Genomic DNA, 19,541 nt, shown 5'->3' with positions numbered 1-19,541 from the left:
GGGGGTTACAGCTCCGCCACCTTCGGCTCCGGCGCGACTGCCCGCGCCGGCACGTCGCTTGCGACCCAGGCGTCAAGCCAGGCCTGAAGCATCAGGGCCGCCCACAGTTCTCGTGTCCTGTCGTGCCGTCCGCCGAGATGCTCGTGCCAGCGGGCCTGGACCCGGTCGGCATCCAGCAGGCCCTGCCGCCGCAGGCGCGCTCCGTCGAGGAGGTCGCCGGCCCAGGATCGCAAGGGGCCCCGCAGCCATGCGGCGATGGGCACGTCGAAGCCCTGCTTCGGCCGCTCGAACATCGCCTTCGGCACATAGCGGGCGAGCACCTGCCGCAGGATCCATTTGCCCCGGCCATGCCTGATCTTGGCGGCGGCGGGCAGTCGCCACGAGAACTCGACGACCCGGTGGTCGAGCAGGGGGCAGCGGGCCTCCAGGCTCGTCGCCATGCTGGCCCGGTCGAGCTTGACCAAGATGTCGTCCGGCAGGTAGCCGGTCATGTCCCGGTAGATCATGCGCGAAACCAGGTCGCCGAGCGGCGGCACGCTCTCCGGCGCCGGCCCGCCGGCGTTCAGCGCCGCGAGGGGGCCGGGCAGGGCGGTGAGCCGGTCATAGATCGCATCCTGGTCGGGGCTGTCGAGGAGCAGGCCGAGCCGTGCCAGGCCGTCGCCGCGCAAGGATCGCCGCAGCCCCGCGGGCATCGGCAGCCGGTTCAGATAGCCCCTTTCCGCCGCCCGCCCCGCCAGCCGGACGGCCGACGCCACCATCCCGCGCAGGGCGGGGGAGAGAGCGAGCACGGGGCCGAGCCGCGCCGGGGCGACGTGCCGGTTGTATCCGGCGAAACACTCGTCGCCGCCGTCGCCGGAGAGGGCCACCGTGACGTGCTGGCGGGCGAGCCGGGCAACCAGCAGGGTGGGGATCTGCGACTCGTCGGCGAAGGGCTCGTCCCAGATCCGCGGCAGGTCCGGGATCACGTCCCGCGCGCCGTCGGCGGTCAGGTGCAGCTCGGTGTGCTCGGTGCCGAGATGGCCGGCCACCCGCCTGGCGTCGGACGATTCGTCATAGCCGTCCTCGCCGAAGCCGATGGTGAAGGTTCGCACCGGTCGGCTCGACTGGGCCTGCATCAGGGCGACGACGGTGGAGGAATCGATGCCCCCGGACAGGAAGGCGCCGAGGGGAACGTCCGCCACCATTCGCTCGCGCACGGTCTGGCGCAGCAGCCGGTCGAGCTCGCCGACCAGGCGCTCGTCGCTCAGCGCCAGCGGCCGGCGGCGGCCGGCCTCGGCCGCTTCCGCCACCGACCACCACGGCCGGACCCTGTCTCGCAGCGCCTCGCCGCGGGCGAGATCGGCGACGTCCGTCGCCCGGATGGAGAGCATGCAGCCCGGCGGCAGCTTGACGACGTCGCGCAGGATGCAGTGCCGGTCCGGCACCCACCCCCGCGCCATCATCGCGGCGACGGCCCGCGGATCCACCTCCGGCCGGAAGCCCGGCACGGCCAGGATGGCCTTGAGCTCGGAGGCGAAGACCAGGGCGCCGGCGACAATCGCCATGTAGAGCGGCTTCTTGCCCATCCTGTCCCGGGCGAGATGCAGGACCCGCGCCTCGCGGTCCCAGACGCCGATGGCGAACATGCCGGCGGCGCGGCGAAGCGCCGCTTCCAGGCCCCAGCTTTCGATGGCGGCGAGCATGACCTCGGTGTCGCTGCCGCCCTGCATGCGGTGGCCCAGGCCCTCCAGCTCGCGGCGCAGGCCCTGGAAGTTGTAGATCTCGCCGTTGAAGGTGATGGCGAGCCGCCCGCCATGGGAGAGCATCGGCTGGTGGCCGGCCTCGGAGAGATCGATGATGGCGAGGCGCCGATGGCCGAGCGCCACGCCGGCCTCGCGGTCCATCCAGAAGCCGTCCCCGTCCGGGCCGCGATGGCGCAGGGACGAGGTCATCGGCCGCACGGTCAGCAGTCGCGCCGGATCGGGAGCGCGCGAGGAGAGAAGAATTCCGGCGATGCCGCACATCAGCTCAACTCCGGTTGCCGACGAGCATCGGCCGTGCGCGTTCGAACCCCGCGACGAGGCAGAGCACGAGGGCGAACCAGACGATGGGATGGCGGATGATGAAATGGGTGATGCTGAAGAAGGCGAGCGCGGCGACCATGGCGGCGAGCACGTCGAGCCGCGCCTTGAGGACGAGGACGAAGATCCCGCCCAGCAGCCAGAGCACCGCCGCGACCGCGAGGACGCCGCCCTCCGTGAACAGGTCCAGCAGGGTGTTGTGCGCTTCGAAGGACAGCATGAACGGGCGGTTGTATTCCTGGGGCGGGTAGAGGTGCGGGCCGGGGCCCAGCCCCACCACCCCCGACTCCAGGCCGCGCCGCACCGCCTGCGACCAGAGAGCGAAGCGCAGGTTCGCCTCGTCCACCGTGCCCTGGCCGCCGCCGTCCTTGGCCTGCTCCAGGGCGAGGGCCTTGGCGTCGGCAGCCACGGTCAGGGTATAGGGCGCAAGCGCGAGCGCCAGGAGAGGCGAAGCGAGAATGACCATCGCCACGGCGACGGAGCGAAACCGCGCCTGCCTGCCGGCCTCCCACAGCCAGGCCCGCAGGCGCAGCACGAGGAGGAGCACGCAGACCACCAGCGTCGCGAGCGCGAACGTGTCGCTCTTGGTCATCCGGCCGGCGATGACCGGCAGCACGATGCCGAGGAGGCCGAGGATCCGGCCGGGGAGACGGGGCGTGGTCGTCGCCAGATGCAGGGAGAGCGGAACGAGCACGGCGCAATAGAGGGCGAGCTGGTTGGGGTTGGCCGACCAGCCGCGGAAGCGGTCCCAGTCCCAGGAGTCGAGGGAGAACAGGGAGATCCAGGACATGCCCATCGCAATCTGCAGCGCCAGCCACACGCTGCCGAAGCCGACCACGAGCCAGCCGGTATGACGCAGGTTCCGGCTTGCGTTCGGCTCCAGCACGATGAACAGGGTCAGCGCCGCCAGCGGCACATAGGCCTGGGCGTCATGCGCCATGCCGGAAACGTCGGGGCGATCGTCGATCTGGATGCCGACGAAGGCGCCCAGCGCCATAGCGAAGGCGAAGACGGCCCAGAACGTCCCGAGCCGCCTCAGGGCGAAGGACTGGGCCGGCGCCGGCGTGCTGCGGCCGGCGATCAGGCGCCGGGCCATGGCGAGGCAGAGCCAGAGCCCGATGCACAGCTCGCCCGGGCCGAGCGGCGTGCCGGGGAGCCGCAGCAGCGAGGAGCCGGGCAGGAGGATGCCGATCGCCAGCAGCGCATTGCGGATCATTCGGCTGCCCCCTGGCCGAGCATGCCGGTGCCGGCGTCCGCCGCAGCCAACTGCGGCCTCTCGCCCGTCAGCACTTCGCGATAGAGCTCGGCGTAGCGATCGACGATGGTGGTCAGGGCGAACCGGCGCCGGACGAGGTCGACGGACCGCTGGCCCATCCTGCGCGCCGTCTGCCGATCCCGCAGCAGGTCGAGGATGCGGCCGGCGAGGGCCTCGGGGGCGCGCGGCTCCACCAGGTAGCCGTTCCAGGCGTCGGCGACCACGTCGCTGCAGCCGGGCATGCGCGTGGCGACGATCGGCACGCCCGCCAGCCCGGCTTCCATGAGGACGCGCGGAATGCCCTCGCGATATTCGGTCGGGAAGGCGAAGACGTCGGCGAGCATCAGCAGCGCCGGGATGTCGTTGCGGTGTCCGAGGGCGGTCACATAGGGGGAATGACGATCGATCTCGGCCTGATCGACGGCCAGCGGGCCCTCCGTCTGCCGCGACCCGACCAGCAGGAAGCGCACGCCCGGCCGCGCCTCGTGCACGAGCGCCGCGGCCTTGAGCAGGGTGGGAATGCCCTTCTGCCGCGTCAGGCGCGACACGGTGATGACCACCTCGGCGTCGCCGAGGCCGAGCCCCTGGCGCAGCCTCGCCGGGGAGGAGGCGCCGGCGCGGGCCTTGTCGAAGGCCTCGACATCGGCGCCCGAGCCCGGGATCAGGCGATTGAGGCTCCGGCCGAGCAGACGCCGGTCCTCGAAGAAGGTCTGGTCTTCCTCGTTCTGGAACACGGTGGCGGCGCTGCGGCCGGAGGCCAGGCGCTGCAGCGCGCAGTAGACCGGACGCAGCAGCAGGGCCGGGAGCGACCTGGCGGAGAACACCCAGCCCATGCCGTTGATGGTCCGCACCACCGGCACGGCCCTGCCGGCCGCCAGCGGCGCCAGCAGGTTCGGCTTGGTGTCGAAGCTCTGGACCAGATCCGGGCCCGTCGTGGCGACGAGGCGCCTGATCTCGGCCAGGGCGGCCCGGTCGGCTCCCGGACGGATGAAGCGATCGAAGCGATAGCGGCAATAGGGGATGCCGGAGCGCGCGAAGGGGCCGGGATCGCCGGTGCCCGCCGCCGTCAGCCGGAAGCCGCGCTCGCGCAGTGCGAGCAGGAAGGGGATCCTGAGGGCATGATCCTCACCACCGATGCAGAGGATGTGCGGCGCCATACCGTCTCTCCGACGAACCACATCTGCGCCGGGTTGTCCCGGCGCCCACGCGCCCAGCCCTTTTGAAGAAGCCTGCTCTGGTCGGAGCGGCTCAATGGCCGTCGCGAACCGAAGGGGAGCCTATGCAAGGGGAAGGGGACCTGTCCTCATGCATTTGAAGGACGTAGGGAAAGCGGTGCGGGCGGGGCGATCCGCGGCCTCATGCAAACGAAGGAAGACAGTGATTCCGGCCGCTCCTAAATTCGCCTGAACCTGCCGGGAGAACCGGCCGGGCCGGGGAGCGAAACGCCTTCGGCACCGCCCTCCCGGCGTCGGGATCCCGTCACCGCGCCCGCATGTCCGAGGCGCCCGCATCGACGGGCGCTCCCCGTCCTGTCGGGGCGTGAGGCGGTGTGCGGCCGGGCCCGTCGACCCAGGCGGATGAAACCAGATAGAGGAGGCACGAATGCAAGCCGTGATCCAAGCTGGCGGGAGAGGCACGCGCCTGCGCCCCTACACCTCGGTCCTGCCGAAGCCGCTGATGCCGATCGGATCGAGGCCGGTGCTGGAGCTTCTGCTCAAGTGGCTCCGTCGCAACGGCGTCGACGAGGTCTTCATCACCACCGGCTATCTCGGCCACCTCATCCGCAGCTTCTGCGGTGACGGCAAGCAGTGGAACATCAAGATCAACTACACCCAGGAGCTCGAGCCGCTCGGCACCATCGGGCCGCTGTCTCTGCTGCGCGACCAGCTCGATGGCACCTTCCTCGTCCTCAACGGCGATGTCCTGACCGATCTCAGCCTGAACCGGTTCGGGAGCTATCATCGCCAGCATGGCGGCCCGCTGACGATCGCCACCGCCACGCGCGCCACCAAGATGGACTTCGGCGTCATCGAGGACACCGACGGCGAGGTGAGGCAGTTCCGGGAGAAGCCGACGCTGCAGCATCTGGTCAGCATGGGCGTCTACTGCATGAATCGGAGCGTCCTCGACTATATCCCGGCCGGGGTGCCCTTCGGCTTCGACGACCTGGTGTTCCAGATGCTGGATCGGGGGACGCCGGTGCATGTCTTCAAGCACGACGGCATCTGGCTCGACATCGGCCGGGTCGAGGACTTCCACAAGGCGCAGGACGTCGCCTGGGACGAGCAGTCCTTCACCTTCGAAACCGCCGCCGTGGCCTGAAGCCCGGGGCGGCTGGCCTGGGGCCGGCGTCGCAGACGATGCCGGCCCGTCCCGACACTCATACCAAAGGAATTGGTCATGCTCCTGGTCGCTGAGCCCGTCCTGGGCGCGGAGGAGAAAGCAGCCCTGTCGGAAGTCATCGACAGCGGCTGGATCACCATGGGCGATCGGGTCCGTGAGTTCGAGCACGCCTTCGCCAGCCTGCACGGCGCGGAGGACAGTGTCGCCGTCGGCTCCTGCACCGCGGCCCTCCATCTCATCCTGCAGGGGCTCGGCGTCGGCCCGGGCGACGAGGTCCTGGTGCCGGCGCTCACCTTCGTCGCCACCGCCAATAGCGTCCTCTATGTCGGGGCCAGGCCGGTCTTCGTCGACATCGAGTCGGCAGAGCAGCCGCTGATGTCCCTCGCCGATGCCGCGGCCAAATGCACCGCGCGCACCAAGGCGGTCATCCTGGTGCATTTCGCCGGTTACCTGCCGGATCGGGACGCCTGGCGCGCCTTCGCCAGGCGCAAGGGGCTGCTCCTGGTCGAGGACGCGGCGCACGCGGCCGGGCTGGAGCAGGCCGGCACATTCGGCGAGGCGGCGGCCTTCAGCTTCTACGGCAACAAGAACCTGACCACGGCCGAGGGCGGCGCCGTCCTTGCCTCCGATTCCGGACTGCGCGAGGCGATCCGGCGGGCCCGCGGCCACGGCATGACGACCGGCACCTTCCAGCGGGTGGCGAGCCGCACGCGCACCTACGATGTGACCATGCTCGGCTTCAACTATCGCATGGACGAGCTGCGGGCGGCGATCGGGCTGGTGCAGCTCCGGAAGCTGCCGGAGTGGAACGCGATCCGAGGACAGCTCGCCGGCCTCTACCGCGCGGAGCTCGCGGAGCATTGTCCGGATGTCCTCGTGCCGTTCTCGGCGTCCTGGACGACGGTGAATCACATCATGCCGGTCGTCCTGCCCGGCCGCGTCGAGCGGCAGGACGTCGTCGACCGGTTGCGGGCCGGCGACATCCAGACGACGATCCATTATCCGCCGGCCCATCAGCTCACCTTCTATCGCGAACAGTGCCCGGGTGTCCGCCTGCCGCGGACGGAGGACTTCACCGCACGGGAGCTGACCCTGCCCCTGCATCCGCGGATGGACGCGCAGGATGTCAGGCGGGTCGTCCTGGCCCTCGCCCAGGCCGTGGATGCCGGACTGCCTGCGGGGGTGGCCGCATGACGATCCAATCCCTGCCGGACATACCCTCGCGGTCGGACATCACGTCGGCGGCGGCCCGCCGCGCCTTCGATCTCGTCCTGTCGGGCGCAGCGCTGCTTGTCCTCGCGCCGGTGCTGGCCTTGATCGCGCTGGCCGTCGTCCTGGAGAGCGGCCGGCCGGTGCTGTTCTCCCAGCTGAGGCTCGGGCTGCACGGTCGCCCGTTCCGGATGTACAAGTTCCGCAAGTTCCACGTCGCCTGCGACAGCACCGGATGCCCCCTGACCCTCGAGGGGGACGCCCGGCTCACGCGGGTCGGCCGGTTCCTCCTGGCCACGAAGCTCGACGAACTGCCCCAGCTCTGGAACGTCCTGAAGGGGGAGATGTCGATCGTCGGCCCGCGGCCCGAGAGCCTGGCCTTCGCCGATTGCTTCTCGCACGGCTTCGAGCAGGTCCTGCAGTACAAGCCTGGCATTCTCGGGCCGAACCAGATCATTTTTCGCAACGAGAGCCAGTTCTACCCGGACAATTGTGATCCGACACAGTTCTACCGGCAGGTTCTGTTCCCGAAGAAGGCCCGGATCGACCTGGATTATTTCCGGGGCCGGACATTGGGCTCGGATCTCATGTTGGTCGTACGCGGCGTCCTGGCCGTGTGCGGCTGGGTACCGTCGTCGCGCGCCATGACGGCCGGCGCGGACGATCGGACGGGCAAGACCAAGAGCCGCCAATCCGTGGAGTGATCTCGATGTGGTGCCGTTTGGGGGCGCGATATGCGGTATGACGGGTTGAAGGTCCTGGTGACGGGCGCCGATGGCTTCATCGGATCGCATCTCACCGAGGCGCTGGTTCGCAAGGGCGCGAAAGTCACCGCGCTCGCATTGTACAACTCCTTCGACAGCCATGGCTGGCTGGACGACCTGCCCGAGACCGCCCGGGCCAAGCTCAACCTGGTCCGGGGGGACGTGCGGGATGCGGCGCTGGTCAGCCGCATCGTGCAGAACCAGCAGATCGTCTTCCACCTGGCGGCGCTGATCGCGATTCCGCACTCCTACGCCGCCGCGCAGTCCTATGTGGAGACCAACATCCTCGGCACCCTGAACGTGCTCGAGGCGGCGCGCCAGTACGGCACCGAGCGCGTGGTGCACACCTCGACCAGCGAGGTCTACGGCACCGCGCTCACCATGCCGATCAGCGAGCGGCACCCGCTCCAGGGACAGTCGCCCTATTCGGCCTCGAAGGTCGGCGCCGACATGATGGCCGAGGCCTATGCCCGTTCCTTCGGCCTGCCGGTGGTGATCGTGCGGCCGTTCAACACCTTCGGCCCGCGCCAGAGCGAGCGGGCGATCATCCCGACCATCATCCGCCAGGCGCTCGATCCGGCCTGCGCCGCGATCATGGTCGGGGACACCACGCCGATCCGCGACCTGACCTTCGTCCAGGACACGGCGGCTGCGTTCCTGGCGGCGGGCGGCGCGCCGACGATCGAGTTCGGCAGTCCCTACAATGTCGGCAGCCAGCGGGCCGTCACCATCGCCGACCTGATCAAGCTGGTGCTCGAAATCACCGATTGCCACAAGCCGGTGTTGCAGGAGGAAAAGCGCATGCGCCCGACCAATTCCGAGGTGCGCGCGCTCCTGGCCGACTGCACGCGGTTCCAGACCGAGACGGGCTGGCACGCGCGCGTCGGCTTCAAGGAGGGGCTGGAGCGGACGGTCAACTGGTGGAGCGGACGCCTGGCCTGCGGCAATGTGCGTCGCGAGAAAGACTACATGACATGACGACTGCGGGCCGACGGATGGGAGGAGCCCGCGGAGCGGCCGCAAATCCTTGGGCTCGTCCGGCCATGGCCGGGATGCTGCGGCGCGGCATCCTCGTGGTCGCGCCGAGCGTCGTCGCGGCGCTGCTCCTCGTCCTGATGATGATGCAGGCCCGCGGGCTCTCTGCCCGGGCCGAGACCCTGGCGACGGCGAGGCTGACCCCCGTGGCGGCCATGCCCCTGCCGGCCTATCTCGAGCCGGTCGCGGATCCGGTGTTCGGCACGCCCTTCACGCGCGTCACCGATCCCGGCCAGCCGCTTGGGGCCGGGATGGCCTGCAAGACCGCCTATTGCACGCATCGCTACTCCAGCGCCCAGGCCTGGAACGCCGACCAGACGCTGCTCCTCATCACCAATGGCTGCAGAGGCTATTGCTTCCTCGACGGCCGGACCTACGCGCCGCTGTTCCGCCGCCAGGGATGGAGCGAATGCGAGTGGCATCCCGAGAAGGCCGAGCTCATGGTCTGCGTCGACGGGCAGGCCATCCTGGTCTGGGCGCCGCGGACCAATGCCACCACGACCGTCTACCAGGCGCCGGGGTATCGGTCGCTGCACTTCGGCCCGGGCAAGGGCAATCTCTCCCGGGACGGCCGGCGCCTGGCGGTGCGAGCCGTCGACGACGCGGGCCGCGATGTGGCCTTCGCCTTCGATCTCGCCGCCTCCCGCAAGTTTCCCGACATCGGCATCGCCGCGCTCGCCGGCCGGCCCGGCAGTTGTTCGATCAGTCCCTCCGGCCTCTATGTGCTGTGCACCCAGGAGCTGGGCGACGCCGAGGAGACGCAGCAGACCTATGTGTTCGGCGTCGAGGGCGATCTGGTGCAGAAATGGAGCGAGCATCATCGGCCCGGGCATGGCGACATGGCGATCGATGCAGACGGCAGCGACGTCTATGTCGGCATCAGCAAGTCGGCACCGGATGCCTATCACGTCATCAAGCGGCGGCTTCGCGACGGCGCCGTGACCGACCTTGCGCCCTACGGCGAGGCGCAGCACGCCTCGCTGCGCAATGTCGACCGGCCGGGCTGGGTGTTCGTCACCTATGCCGGGACCGAGGCCGAGCTTGCCGCGCAACCGACCTGGGCGCCGTTCCAGCAGGAGATCGTCGCCCTGCGTCTCGACGGGAGCGGCGAGATCCGGCGCATCGTCCACACGCGGGCCGCGCCGGCGGATTACTGGAGCGAAGCCCATGGTTCGCCGTCCCCCGACGGCTCCCAGGTCATCTGGTCCAGCAACTGGGGCAAGGCGGGCGGTCCGGTATCGGATTATGTCGCCCGGATCGACTGGCCGGACAAGCCCGACACGTCGTGGCGCCGGCCGCTGACGACCGGCGCATTGGACAAGGGAAAGGCGCTACCATGACCACAGCAGGTCTGTCCCGGCACGCAACGAATGCAGGTGGCGTCGGCGGGGAGGGGGGAGCGGCCGCGAGGCTCCGCGGGCTGCGGCCGTCCGGCGTGGCCCGCCGGATCTGGGGGGCCATGCTTGTCGCCTCGGGCCTCTGCAGCGCGGCGACGGCTGCGGAAGACTATCGCCTTTCCGCCGGCGACACCGTCGAGATCGCCATCGCCGGCGTGTCGGCGCAGCAGCAGAGAGCCGTGATCCAGCCGGACGGGACCATCTCGCTGCCGCCCGTCGGCCGGGTGGCGATCGCCGGCCTGACCTCGGCCGAGCTGCAGACGGAAATGGCCGCCCTCCTGTCGACGAAGCTCTACAGCCAACGCGCCCAGGATGGGCGGGAAAACCTCATCGCGATCAAGCCGGGCGACGTCACCGCCACGATTGCGGACTACCGGCCGATCTATGTCACCGGCGACGTCCTGACCCCCGGCCAGCATCCGTACCGGCCTGAGGCCACCGTGCGCCAGCTGGTTGCGATCTCCGGCGGCTACAGCACGCTGCGCGCCAGGGCGGCGAACCCGAACGTCGATCCGGCCGACCTCCAGCGCGACTACACGACCACCTCGATCGACTATGCCAGGGCTTACGTGCGTGCCCTGCGGCTGAAGGCGGAGCTCGACGACAAGGACACCTTCGAGGTGCAGCCCCTGCCGAACACGCCCGTCTCCGCCGACGTCATGCGGGAGCTTACCTGGGCGGAGGCTGAGTCGCTCAAGACCAGCCTGGCCGACAGCCGGCAGGAGAAGGCCTTCCTGCAGGACGCGGTCAAGCAAGCCGACGAGCAGATCCAGGTGCTCGAGGAGCAGGAGCGCCAGGAAGCGCGCGGCGTCCAGGCCGACCAGGAGGAGCTCGACCGCGTCACCAAGCTGCTCGCCACCGGCAACCTTACCAGCTCGCGGGTCACCGACAGCCGCCGGGCCCTGTTGCTGTCCTCCACGCGCCAGCTGCAGGCCGTCGCCACGCTGATGCAGACGAAGCGCCAGCGCGCCGAGTCCCTGCGCCAGCTCGATCGCCTGGACAATCAGCGCCGCATCAACGTGCTGCGCGATCTGGGCGACGCCAATGCCCGGCTCGCCGATCTTTCGGTGAGGCTGCAGGCCATCCGCGCCAGGGCGCAGCCGAATTCCGCCTTTGCCGCGGCCGGCTCGGCCCCGCAGATCAACATCGTCCGTTCCGGCAGCCAGGGCTGGCAGCGGCTGCCGGCGACCGAGGACACCGAGGTCGAGCCCGGCGACGTCATCGAGATCGCGCTGAGCTTCGATGCGCCGGGCGCCGGCCTCGCGCAACGCTGATCCCATCGGAGTTCGCGGCAGGAGGGTGCGCCCGAGGCGCACCCTTCGGCGCGTGTCGCCGATTCCCCCCGTGCCGCACGCATCTCGTGCAGCTCGGCGCTTGCCGACACGCATCGGTCGCAAATACCCCTGAAACGAAGGACTGTCGCTCTTCGGCCTCATCCGAAAGAGATAGGGTTTGCATTGGTCGGACTATCACTATTTGGGGAGTTTACAATGAGGTCGACTCCTGCGGAAATGATACCGTCGAGAGTGCATATGGAGGGCACGAACACAGGGAGAACATGCGGTACAGGCAATCCACACGGTGCGAATACGGCGGCGCGTCTTTCGCAATACGAAAATATATTTCATGTGCATTCTGCGCGCACTGCGACGGCGGAAGAGGAGCCTGCTATGCGGAGGATCGTCGGCCAAAGCGACTTCGGTTGGGCTGAAAATTGGCGTTCCAATGTTTCTGAGAATACTGGAGCAGCACCATCGGGCAGATCCGAGGCGCTCCAGGGTGACAGCGGCGAGCACCATCCGCGCCAAGGCAAGGATTTTCCCGACAGCATCCTGTTCGCGACGCTGGACCTGATCGGTTGCGGCTACCTCGTGATCGACGCCCGTCGCACGGTCGTCGGTTCGAGCGATCTGGCGCGTGATCTCCTGCGCCGGGAGCTCGGCGATTCCTGCGGCCGCGACGGCATGTCGCTCACCAGCGGCTTCCGGCGCCTGATCGACCGGGCCGGTGCCCGCTTTCCGTTCGCGCCCGTACCCTGGGTGGCGGTGCCGCGCGAGACCGGCCGTCCGCTGATCCTCAACCAGATCGGCGACATTCAGCGGGATGGCTACAGCCTCATCGTCATGCTGGATCTGGACGACAGGCCCGAGCCCAATCCGCAGACGCTGCAGCGCATGTTCGGCTTGACCGCCGCGGAAATCCGCCTGGCCATCAGCCTGACCCGGGGCGAGGCTCCCGGAGATGTGGCGCGGGATCAGCATCTGAGCAAGACCACGGTACGCTCGCATCTCGCCTCGGTCTTCGCCAAGACGCAGACCTGCCGTCAGGCCGAACTGGTCTCGCTCCTGTCCAGCGTCTCCATCATGGCCTGAGGCTGAAGGTGCCGCGCCTGTCCGGTCAAGGGCCGGTGCGGCAAGCGGGCGGTCGAGGCGAGGGGCAATCCTCCGGGCTCGGCGAGGGCAGCCACGCGATGCCGAAACGGCCCTGCCCGTCTTGCCTTTCGTCAGGCAATGTCCCGCGCTACCGCTTCGCGCTGGCTCGTCATCGCATCGACCGGCCGGCGATCGCCGGATCCTGCCGGACGTTCTGCTCCATTCGCACGACGCGGACGTCGCCTCCCGTCGATGTCGTGGGTCATCCTCGTCGCCGGATACCCCGACCGCACCGTCCATCACCCGCCCGTGTCAGGCATCTTCGCCTCGGCCTGCCCCATGATGGGGCCGCCGGGACAAATCGCGTGACAAGCAACCTTCGGGTGCGCGACCATTCCGCAAGCTGACATGGGGGTCATCACAACGCACGGCGGGTGATCGCAATGTTGGAATCCGACAAGGTTTTCGCCGGCTCGGTCCCGGAAAATTACGACCGCTACATGGTGCCGTTGATTTTCGAGGCATACGCGGCGGACATCGCGCGGCGAGCCGCGTCGCTGTCGCCAGGCGCCGTTCTGGAAATCGCGGCCGGCACCGGGGTTGTCACCCGCGCCCTGGCGCCAAGGCTGTCCCCCGGCGCAAGCTATATGGTGACCGACCTCAACCAGCCGATGCTCGACTACGCCATGTCGCGGCAGGCTCCCGACAGCCGCATTCGATGGCGCCGGGCAGACGCCCTGGCGTTGCCGTTCGAAAATGCAGCCTTCGATCTCGTTTGCTGCCAGTTCGGTGCGATGTTCTTTCCCGACCGCCCGGCGGCCTACCGTGAAGCGAGGCGGGTCCTGAAGCCCGGAGGACATTTTTTGTTCAACGTCTGGGATCGCATCGAGGAGAATGTCTTTGCGGATGATGTGACGAAGGCTCTCGCAGAGATTTTTCCGGACGATCCGCCGCGCTTTCTGGCACGAACGCCCCACGGCTACCATGATACGGCACGGATCCGCAGCGAGCTGGAGGAGGCAGGTTTCTCGCGCGTGGTGATCGAGACGAAAGCCGAACAAAGCCGTGCATCCTCGCCGCGCGTTCCGGCCGTTGCCTATTGCCAGGGAACGGTTCTTCGCAACGAAATCGAGGCCAGGGACGCGGGAAAGCTGGAAGCCGCCACCGACCACGCCGCATCTGCGATTGCGGGCAGGCATGGCAGCGGTGAAGTTGCCGCAAAAATTCAGGCACACATCATCATGGCTGCGCTTTAGGGGCTGGGATATCCCGTTCGCGCGGCGGAACGCTTCCTCCGTCGCAAGGGAGGAGTCGAGGAGGTCATGTTGGCGCGAAATGTCCCCTATCTGTCAGCGATTGGCATTTCGGACTGAAAGCGCGAGGATATGGTATCTCCGTGATGCTCTCATGGAGATGCCGGAAATGTCCGCCGATACTGCGCTGCTCGTCATCGACGCCCAGGAGTCCTTTCGGCACCGTCCCTATTTTCGCCCGGAGGGGCTGCCGCATTATCTCGGCCGCCAGCAGGCGCTGATCGACGGCGCCAAGGCCGGCGGCATGCCCGTCGTCCAGATCTTCCATGTCGAGGATGCCGGCGTGTTCTCGGAGGCGTCCGGCTTCGTCGCTCCTCTGGCGCCGCTGCGCATCGAGCCGGACGCGGTCTTCCGCAAGCGCCGCCACAGCGCGCTCGTCGGCAGCGGCCTCGACGTCTGGCTGATGGAAAACAGCATCCGCCGGCTCATTGTCTCGGGCATCCGCACCGAGCAGTGCTGCGAGACCACGACCCGCCACGCCTCCGATCTCGGCTATGAGGTGGACTATGTCGGCGAGGCCACGCTGACCTTCCCGATGACGGACGCGGCCGGCCGGACGTGGAGCGCCGCCGAGATCCGCGCGCGCACCGAGCTGGTGCTCGCCGGTCGCTTCGCCCGCATCGCCACCGTCGAGCAGGCGCTGGCCGGTCGCCGGCAAAAGGCCGCGGCATGAGCAGCCGGGTGCGGCGCGACGTTCCCGTCTTCATGGTCGTGCCGCCGCGCGCCCTGCTGCTCGACATTGCCGGCCCGATGGAGGTCCTGCGCAAGGCCAACCTGGTGCAGGAGGATCTGCGCTTCGTCGCGACCTATGTCGGGCCCGCCGTCGGCGTCCGCACCTCCGTCGGCCTCGAGCTCGCCGGGATCGAGCCTCTGCCGGACTCCCTGCCGGACGACGCCATGGTCGTGGTTTCGGGGGCCGCCGATCAGCCGATGGGGGTGGTCGACGACATCAGGGCCGAGGACGCGCCCCTCGAGGCCGCGATCGTCGATTGGCTGCGCCGGGCGATCCGACCCGGCATCCGGCTGATGACGATCTGCTCGGGGGCGCTGCTCGCCGCCCGCGCCGGGCTGCTGGACGGGCGGGAATGCACCACGCATCACTCGGCGGTGGAGGAGCTCCGGCGTTGCGCGCCGACTGCGCGGGTGCGCGACAACCGGCTTTATGTCGAGGACGGCGAGCGGCTGACCAGCGCCGGGATCACCGCGGGAATCGACCTGATGCTCGCCGTCGTGGCGCGCGAGGCGGGGCATGGCGTGGCGCTTGCCGTCGCCCGTTATCTCGTCGTCTACCTCCGGCGCGCCGGTGCCGATCCGCAGCTGTCGCCCTGGCTCGAGGGGCGCAATCACATCCACCCGGCCATTCACCGGGCCCAGGATGCCGTCGCCGGCGATCCCGCCCGGGACTGGTCGGTCGAGGCGCTGGCGCGGATCGCCGTCACCAGCCCGCGCAACTTGTCGCGCCTGTTCAACGAGCAAGCCGGCATGAGCGTGACGGCTTACGTCAACCGCACTCGGATTGCTCTGGCCCGCGAGCTCGTGCTCGGCTCGCGGCTCGACATGGAAAGCGTGGCCGAGCGGGCCGGCTTTTCCTCGACGCGGCAGTTCCGCCGCGCCTGGAACCGCCTGCACGGTGCGTCTCCGACCACGCTGCGCGCCGGCGCCGGCTGACCCCACGCCGCCGACCGCGGCGCTGCGGCGATCATCCCGGGACAATATCGGCTTTGACCAATCGAACGGAGGGCGACAATGACTGAAAAGCGCGTGGTGTTCGACTTCGAGGTCGCGTTCGCGAACGGCGGAGGCATCCAGGGGCAGGACTTCCGCCTCGACATCGATGGCGACGGGATCGACGACGAGGCCCTGGCCGCCTACATCATCAAGGACCTGCGCCTTTTGATGGTCGGCACGGTGGACATCCTCAACAAGCGGATCGTCGCCGAGCCGCACAAGCGGTCGAGCCAGTCTCCGCCCGCGGCGGCCGCGGACGATGCGGTCCGCCATGTCGACCTCAGCCACACCATCGAAAGCGGCATGATCACCTACAAGGGGCTGCCGGCGCCGCTGGTGTGCGATCACATTTCGCGGCTGGAGTCGCGTGCCTCCTATGCCGAGGGAACGGAATTCCAGATCGGCCGCATCGACATGGTCGCCAACACCGGCACCTATCTCGACACGCCCTATCACCGCTACGAGGACGGCTACGACCTCGCCGGATTGCCCCTCGAAAGCGCCTCCGGGCTGCCCGGCATCGTCGTGCGTGTGCTGGCCGCCGCCGAGCGCCGCATCGACTGGACGATGTTCGCGGCCTGCGACGTCGCCGGCCGCGCGGTGCTCGTCCATACGGGATGGGACAGGCATTGGCGGACGGACCGGTATTTCGAGGGGCATCCGTTCCTGACCGAGGCGGCGGCGGCCTATCTGAGAGACCACGGCGCCAGGTTGGTCGGCATCGACTCCCTCAACATCGACGACACGGCCGACCGCCGTCGCCCCGTGCATTCGGTGCTGCTGGCCGCCGGGATCCCGATCGTCGAGCACATGACGAACCTCGGCGCCCTGCCGGTGGAAGGCTTCCGCTTCCACGCCGCGCCGCCGAAGATCTCCTGCATGGGCACCTTTCCGGTGCGGGCTCATGCGATCATCTCGTAGCCTGTCCTGTCGGCGCCGGCGCGAAGCGGGGAGGCTGGCTGGCTGCAAATGGCAAGACGGCTGGATGGCGGCCGGCGACCCGGCCATCCTCCGTCCGCCTTCGGATCCGGTCCGGACGAACGCTCCGGCGCGGAAACGTCCCCGTCGAGGTCTTGCCCCTCACGACGGATTCGGGCTCTCCAAAAGTCGGATTTTGGTTTAGTGAAGGCGGCCGATCCTTGTGGGCTCCGCATACGCCGAGGCTCATCCTGGCGCAGCATCGAGCGCACGCGACGTGACCCAATATCCCGAAATCCCAGGAAATGCATAAATATCAATCATTCAGAATTGCCGTTGCGCCCATGATGGACTGGACGGACCGTCACTGCCGGGCCTTCCATCGCATCCTCTCGCGCCGCGCGCGGCTCTACACCGAGATGGTCACGACCGGGGCGGTGCTGCATGGCGACCGTTCGCGCCTGCTCGGCTTCTCGGCCGAGGAACACCCGGTCGCCGTGCAGCTCGGCGGCTCGAACCCGCAGGACCTCGCCCGGGCGGCCCGCATCTGCGCGGAGTTCGGCTATGACGAGGTCAACCTCAACGTCGGCTGCCCGTCGGACCGCGTCCAGGAGGGCCGCTTCGGCGCCTGCCTGATGCAGGAGCCGGGGCTGGTCGGCGACTGCGTCGCCGCGATGAAGGCGGCGGTCGGCATTCCCGTCACCGTGAAGTGCCGCATCGGCGTCGACGACCAGGATCCGGAGACGGCGCTCGACGCCCTGGTAGCGGCGGTGCGCGCCGCCGAGGTCGACGGCCTCACCGTCCATGCCCGCAAGGCCTGGCTGAAGGGGCTCAGTCCGCGGGAGAACCGCGACGTGCCGCCGCTCGACTATGAGCGCGTCTACCGCTTGAAGGCGGCACATCCGGAACTGCCGGTCGCCGTCAACGGGGGCATCAAGGCCGTGGCCGAATGGCACGGGCACCGGCAGCGGGTCGACGGCGTGATGCTCGGCCGCGAGGCCTACCAGAACCCGGAGATCCTGCTGGCGGTCGATCCGGAGCTGCACGGCGAGGCGGCGCCGGTCGCCGACGGCTTCGAGGCGATCGAGGCGATGCTGCCCTATGTCGAGGCCCGACTCGCCGAGGGCGTGCGCCTGAGCGCCATCACACGCCACATGATCGGCCTGTTCCCGGGGCGCCCCGGCGCCCGGCTCTACCGCCGGCACCTGGCCACGGAGGCGGTGAAGCCCGGCGCCGGGCTGGCGGTGCTGCTCGACGCGGCGGAGCATGTCCGCCAGGCCGAACGGCGGCGCGAAGCCGCCTGAGCGCAGGCGTCAGCGTCCGGCGCGAGGTCCGTCCGACGCCTACAGCTCGAACACCAGCCCGTCCTCGGCCACGTCGAACAGGGTCCGGTCGACGGCGTCGAGGCGACTCAGCATCTCCGGTCCGAGATGGGTGAGCACCACCCGGCGCGCATCGAACAGCGGCCGCTTGGCCACCACCGTGGCGTAGTCGAGATGCGTCGGCGTCGGCGCATAGGCGAAGCATTCGAGGAAGAACAGGTCGGCGCTTCGGGCGATCTGCGGCAGCGCCTCGGTCCATTCCGTGTCGCCGGAATGGACGAACACCTTGCCGCCGGCTTCCAGCCGCACCGCCGTCGGAGGCGCGCCGCAAGGGTGAAGCACCTCGGCGGTATGGATGCGAAAGCCGCACAGCTTGACGTCCACCCCCGGCTCGATCTCCTCGACCGTCCAGGCGAATCCCCAATCGGTATGGCTGGCCGAGCCGTTGAACAGCACCTCGTTGGCGAGCTGGATGCGCTGGCGCGTCCCCGGCGGCCCGGCGATCATCAGCGGCCGCCGGCGGCCGCGGACCCATTGCGCATCGAGGAGGAAGAAGGGGATGCCGCCGAAGTGGTCGCCGTGCAGATGGGTCAGGACGATCAGGTCGATCCGTTCGGGGTCGATGCCGCGCGCATTGATCGCCGGCATGGTCGAGGCGCCGCAGTCGAGCAGGCAGACGGACTTGCCGGCCTCCACCAGGGTCGCCGCCTGAAAGCGCCCACCCGAGCCGAAGGCGTCGCCGCATCCCAGAATCGTGACGCGCATGATCAGGCGCCGGCATCGGGAAGCAGGGTGCCGCCGGCGCGGCTGGCCCGGGTTGTCGCCGGCGCGTCAGCCCTCCGGCGGGGCCGATGTGCCGGAGTATTCCCTGTCTTCCGGGCGAGGCGCGGGCGCGCGATCCTCTGCCCGGCCGGACGGGGCCGCGCACCAGCCGCGGTGTTGCACGAGGGCCGCGAACGGGGCGGCGCGCCAGCATCGATCAGTCCCACCCGACATCTCCCGCGCAGGTTCCTCGAGACCGCCGGGGTGGGCCCCGGACAACCTGCCAATTCTCAGTTGCCGCCCCACTCGGCTCGATGCGCTGAAGCGCAACGGAACGATGACATGCCATGCCGGCTCGCACTGTGCAAAACGATACATCGCGAACAGGGGGATGAAGAATCTGGTGATGCGCCTTTTGATGGGCGCCGCCGAGCCCGCCTGCACTTATGAGGCGGAGCGGATCGTCGCGGCGAAGGCTGCGGCGATCTGGCCGGACCTATTGCGCGGCTGCTCCATGCGCGTCCCGTCTCTCCCGGCGCCAGTCGGCCGGCCGCTCGAACGACCCGGCCCAGATCCCGCGCCGGGCGGCGCGGGCGGCGGCTTCCTCCGCCCGGCAGCAGGCCTCGGCCACCGCCTGGCCGTCCGCCACCATGCGGGCGGCGAGGTCGCCGCCGCCCGCCGTGCAGGAGGCGAGCAGGCGGTCGTAGCGGTCGCGGCCATGGCTCTCGCAGCGCACGCCGGCCCGGATGAGGGCGCGCAGCGCCTCGCGTGACTGGCGGCCGCAGGGCGTGGTCGCCCCGCCGACGCGGCAGGTCTGGTCAAGCTCGGGGGCATCGATGCCGATCAGGCGCACGCGTTCGCCGTGGAGCACCAGCGTGTCGCCGTCGATGGCGAAGGCCGGCCCCTCGAACACCGGCTTCTGGCCCTGGGTCAGCTTGATCGCCACCGCGATCAACAGGACGATCAGCGCATAGGCGGCGACGATGTCGAGCAGGCGCCGCAGTTTCATTCGGCTTTGTCCGGAATCTTCAGCGGATCGTTAACGATTCCTAGCCAATCTGGG

Annotated in this window: 17 protein-coding genes; 12 read left to right on the top strand and 5 right to left on the bottom strand. The window is 69.2% G+C overall.

What is annotated here, in order from left to right; all coding sequences use genetic code 11:
* Nucleotides 1-5: 5 nt before the first annotated feature.
* Genes asnB through AC27L4_RS27765 form a run of 3 tightly spaced genes read right to left on the bottom strand, consistent with a single transcriptional unit; the run spans nt 6 to nt 4,472 of the window.
* Nucleotides 6-2,003 (bottom strand): asparagine synthase (glutamine-hydrolyzing), encoded by a 1,998-nt coding sequence (gene asnB, locus AC27L4_RS27775; protein WP_487145856.1) that lies wholly within the window; start codon nt 2,001-2,003, stop codon nt 6-8.
* A 4-nt stretch (nt 2,004-2,007) separates the two neighbouring features.
* Nucleotides 2,008-3,276: an O-antigen ligase family protein gene (locus AC27L4_RS27770; RefSeq protein ID WP_487145855.1), complete on the bottom strand. Its 1,269-nt coding sequence runs from the start codon at nt 3,274-3,276 to the stop codon at nt 2,008-2,010.
* Entirely contained in the window at nt 3,273-4,472 is a 1,200-nt protein-coding gene (locus tag AC27L4_RS27765) for a glycosyltransferase (protein WP_487145854.1), read from the bottom strand. Before AC27L4_RS27765 ends, AC27L4_RS27770 begins: the two co-directional genes overlap by 4 nt.
* A 445-nt stretch (nt 4,473-4,917) precedes the next feature.
* Here AC27L4_RS27765 and AC27L4_RS27760 point away from each other — a divergent pair, with 445 nt between their 5' ends.
* The 12 genes from AC27L4_RS27760 (at nt 4,918) to dusA (ending at nt 17,698) form a co-directional block, all read left to right on the top strand.
* A complete protein-coding gene (locus AC27L4_RS27760; protein WP_487145853.1) occupies nt 4,918-5,637 on the top strand; it encodes a sugar phosphate nucleotidyltransferase in 720 nt (239 codons plus the stop codon).
* A gap of 78 nt (nt 5,638-5,715) precedes the next feature.
* Nucleotides 5,716-6,852: a DegT/DnrJ/EryC1/StrS family aminotransferase gene (locus AC27L4_RS27755; protein ID WP_487145852.1), complete on the top strand. Its 1,137-nt coding sequence runs from the start codon at nt 5,716-5,718 to the stop codon at nt 6,850-6,852.
* Entirely contained in the window at nt 6,849-7,571 is a 723-nt protein-coding gene (locus AC27L4_RS27750; RefSeq protein WP_487145851.1) for a sugar transferase, read from the top strand. Before AC27L4_RS27755 ends, AC27L4_RS27750 begins: the two co-directional genes overlap by 4 nt.
* Before the next feature lie 30 nt (nt 7,572-7,601).
* The gene (locus AC27L4_RS27745) at nt 7,602-8,609 is read left to right on the top strand and encodes an SDR family NAD(P)-dependent oxidoreductase (RefSeq protein ID WP_487145850.1); all 1,008 of its coding nucleotides are present in this window, start codon (nt 7,602-7,604) and stop codon (nt 8,607-8,609) included.
* Nucleotides 8,610-8,674: 65 nt separating this feature from the next.
* The gene (locus AC27L4_RS27740) at nt 8,675-10,006 is read left to right on the top strand and encodes a hypothetical protein (protein WP_487145849.1); all 1,332 of its coding nucleotides are present in this window, start codon (nt 8,675-8,677) and stop codon (nt 10,004-10,006) included.
* Nucleotides 10,007-10,125: 119 nt separating this feature from the next.
* Complete coding sequence (locus AC27L4_RS27735) at nt 10,126-11,337, top strand: polysaccharide biosynthesis/export family protein (RefSeq protein WP_487145848.1); 1,212 nt, start codon at nt 10,126-10,128, stop codon at nt 11,335-11,337.
* 258 nt (nt 11,338-11,595) lie between these two features.
* Complete coding sequence (locus AC27L4_RS27730; protein WP_487145847.1) at nt 11,596-12,435, top strand: helix-turn-helix transcriptional regulator; 840 nt, start codon at nt 11,596-11,598, stop codon at nt 12,433-12,435.
* A gap of 443 nt (nt 12,436-12,878) precedes the next feature.
* Nucleotides 12,879-13,691 carry a class I SAM-dependent methyltransferase gene (locus tag AC27L4_RS27725; RefSeq protein WP_487145846.1) on the top strand — a complete coding sequence of 271 codons (813 nt, stop codon included), beginning with the start codon at nt 12,879-12,881 and terminating at the stop codon, nt 13,689-13,691.
* 166 nt (nt 13,692-13,857) lie between these two features.
* Entirely contained in the window at nt 13,858-14,421 is a 564-nt protein-coding gene (locus tag AC27L4_RS27720) for an isochorismatase family protein (RefSeq protein ID WP_487145845.1), read from the top strand.
* A complete protein-coding gene (locus AC27L4_RS27715; protein ID WP_487145844.1) occupies nt 14,418-15,416 on the top strand; it encodes a GlxA family transcriptional regulator in 999 nt (332 codons plus the stop codon). The genes AC27L4_RS27720 and AC27L4_RS27715 overlap by 4 nt, the downstream gene beginning before the upstream one ends.
* A gap of 78 nt (nt 15,417-15,494) precedes the next feature.
* On the top strand, nt 15,495-16,397 hold the full coding sequence (locus AC27L4_RS27710) for a cyclase family protein (RefSeq protein WP_487145843.1): 903 nt from the start codon (nt 15,495-15,497) through the stop codon (nt 16,395-16,397).
* Between the two features lie 302 nt (nt 16,398-16,699).
* Nucleotides 16,700-17,698: a tRNA dihydrouridine(20/20a) synthase DusA gene (gene dusA / locus AC27L4_RS27705; protein ID WP_487145842.1), complete on the top strand. Its 999-nt coding sequence runs from the start codon at nt 16,700-16,702 to the stop codon at nt 17,696-17,698.
* Nucleotides 17,699-17,737: 39 nt separating this feature from the next.
* Here the strand turns inward: dusA and AC27L4_RS27700 are convergent, their stop codons facing one another.
* Together AC27L4_RS27700 and AC27L4_RS27695 are read right to left on the bottom strand one after the other, a co-directional pair.
* Complete coding sequence (locus tag AC27L4_RS27700) at nt 17,738-18,481, bottom strand: MBL fold metallo-hydrolase (protein ID WP_487145841.1); 744 nt, start codon at nt 18,479-18,481, stop codon at nt 17,738-17,740.
* Nucleotides 18,482-18,974: 493 nt separating this feature from the next.
* A complete protein-coding gene (locus tag AC27L4_RS27695) occupies nt 18,975-19,487 on the bottom strand; it encodes a thermonuclease family protein (protein WP_487145840.1) in 513 nt (170 codons plus the stop codon).
* Nucleotides 19,488-19,541: the final 54 nt, after the last annotated feature.

The sequence above is a fragment of the Labrys sp. Lb11 genome (assembly GCF_057554225.1).
The sequence above is the reverse complement of the archived record's forward strand: the minus strand, read 5'-3'. Positions and strand labels throughout refer to the sequence as shown.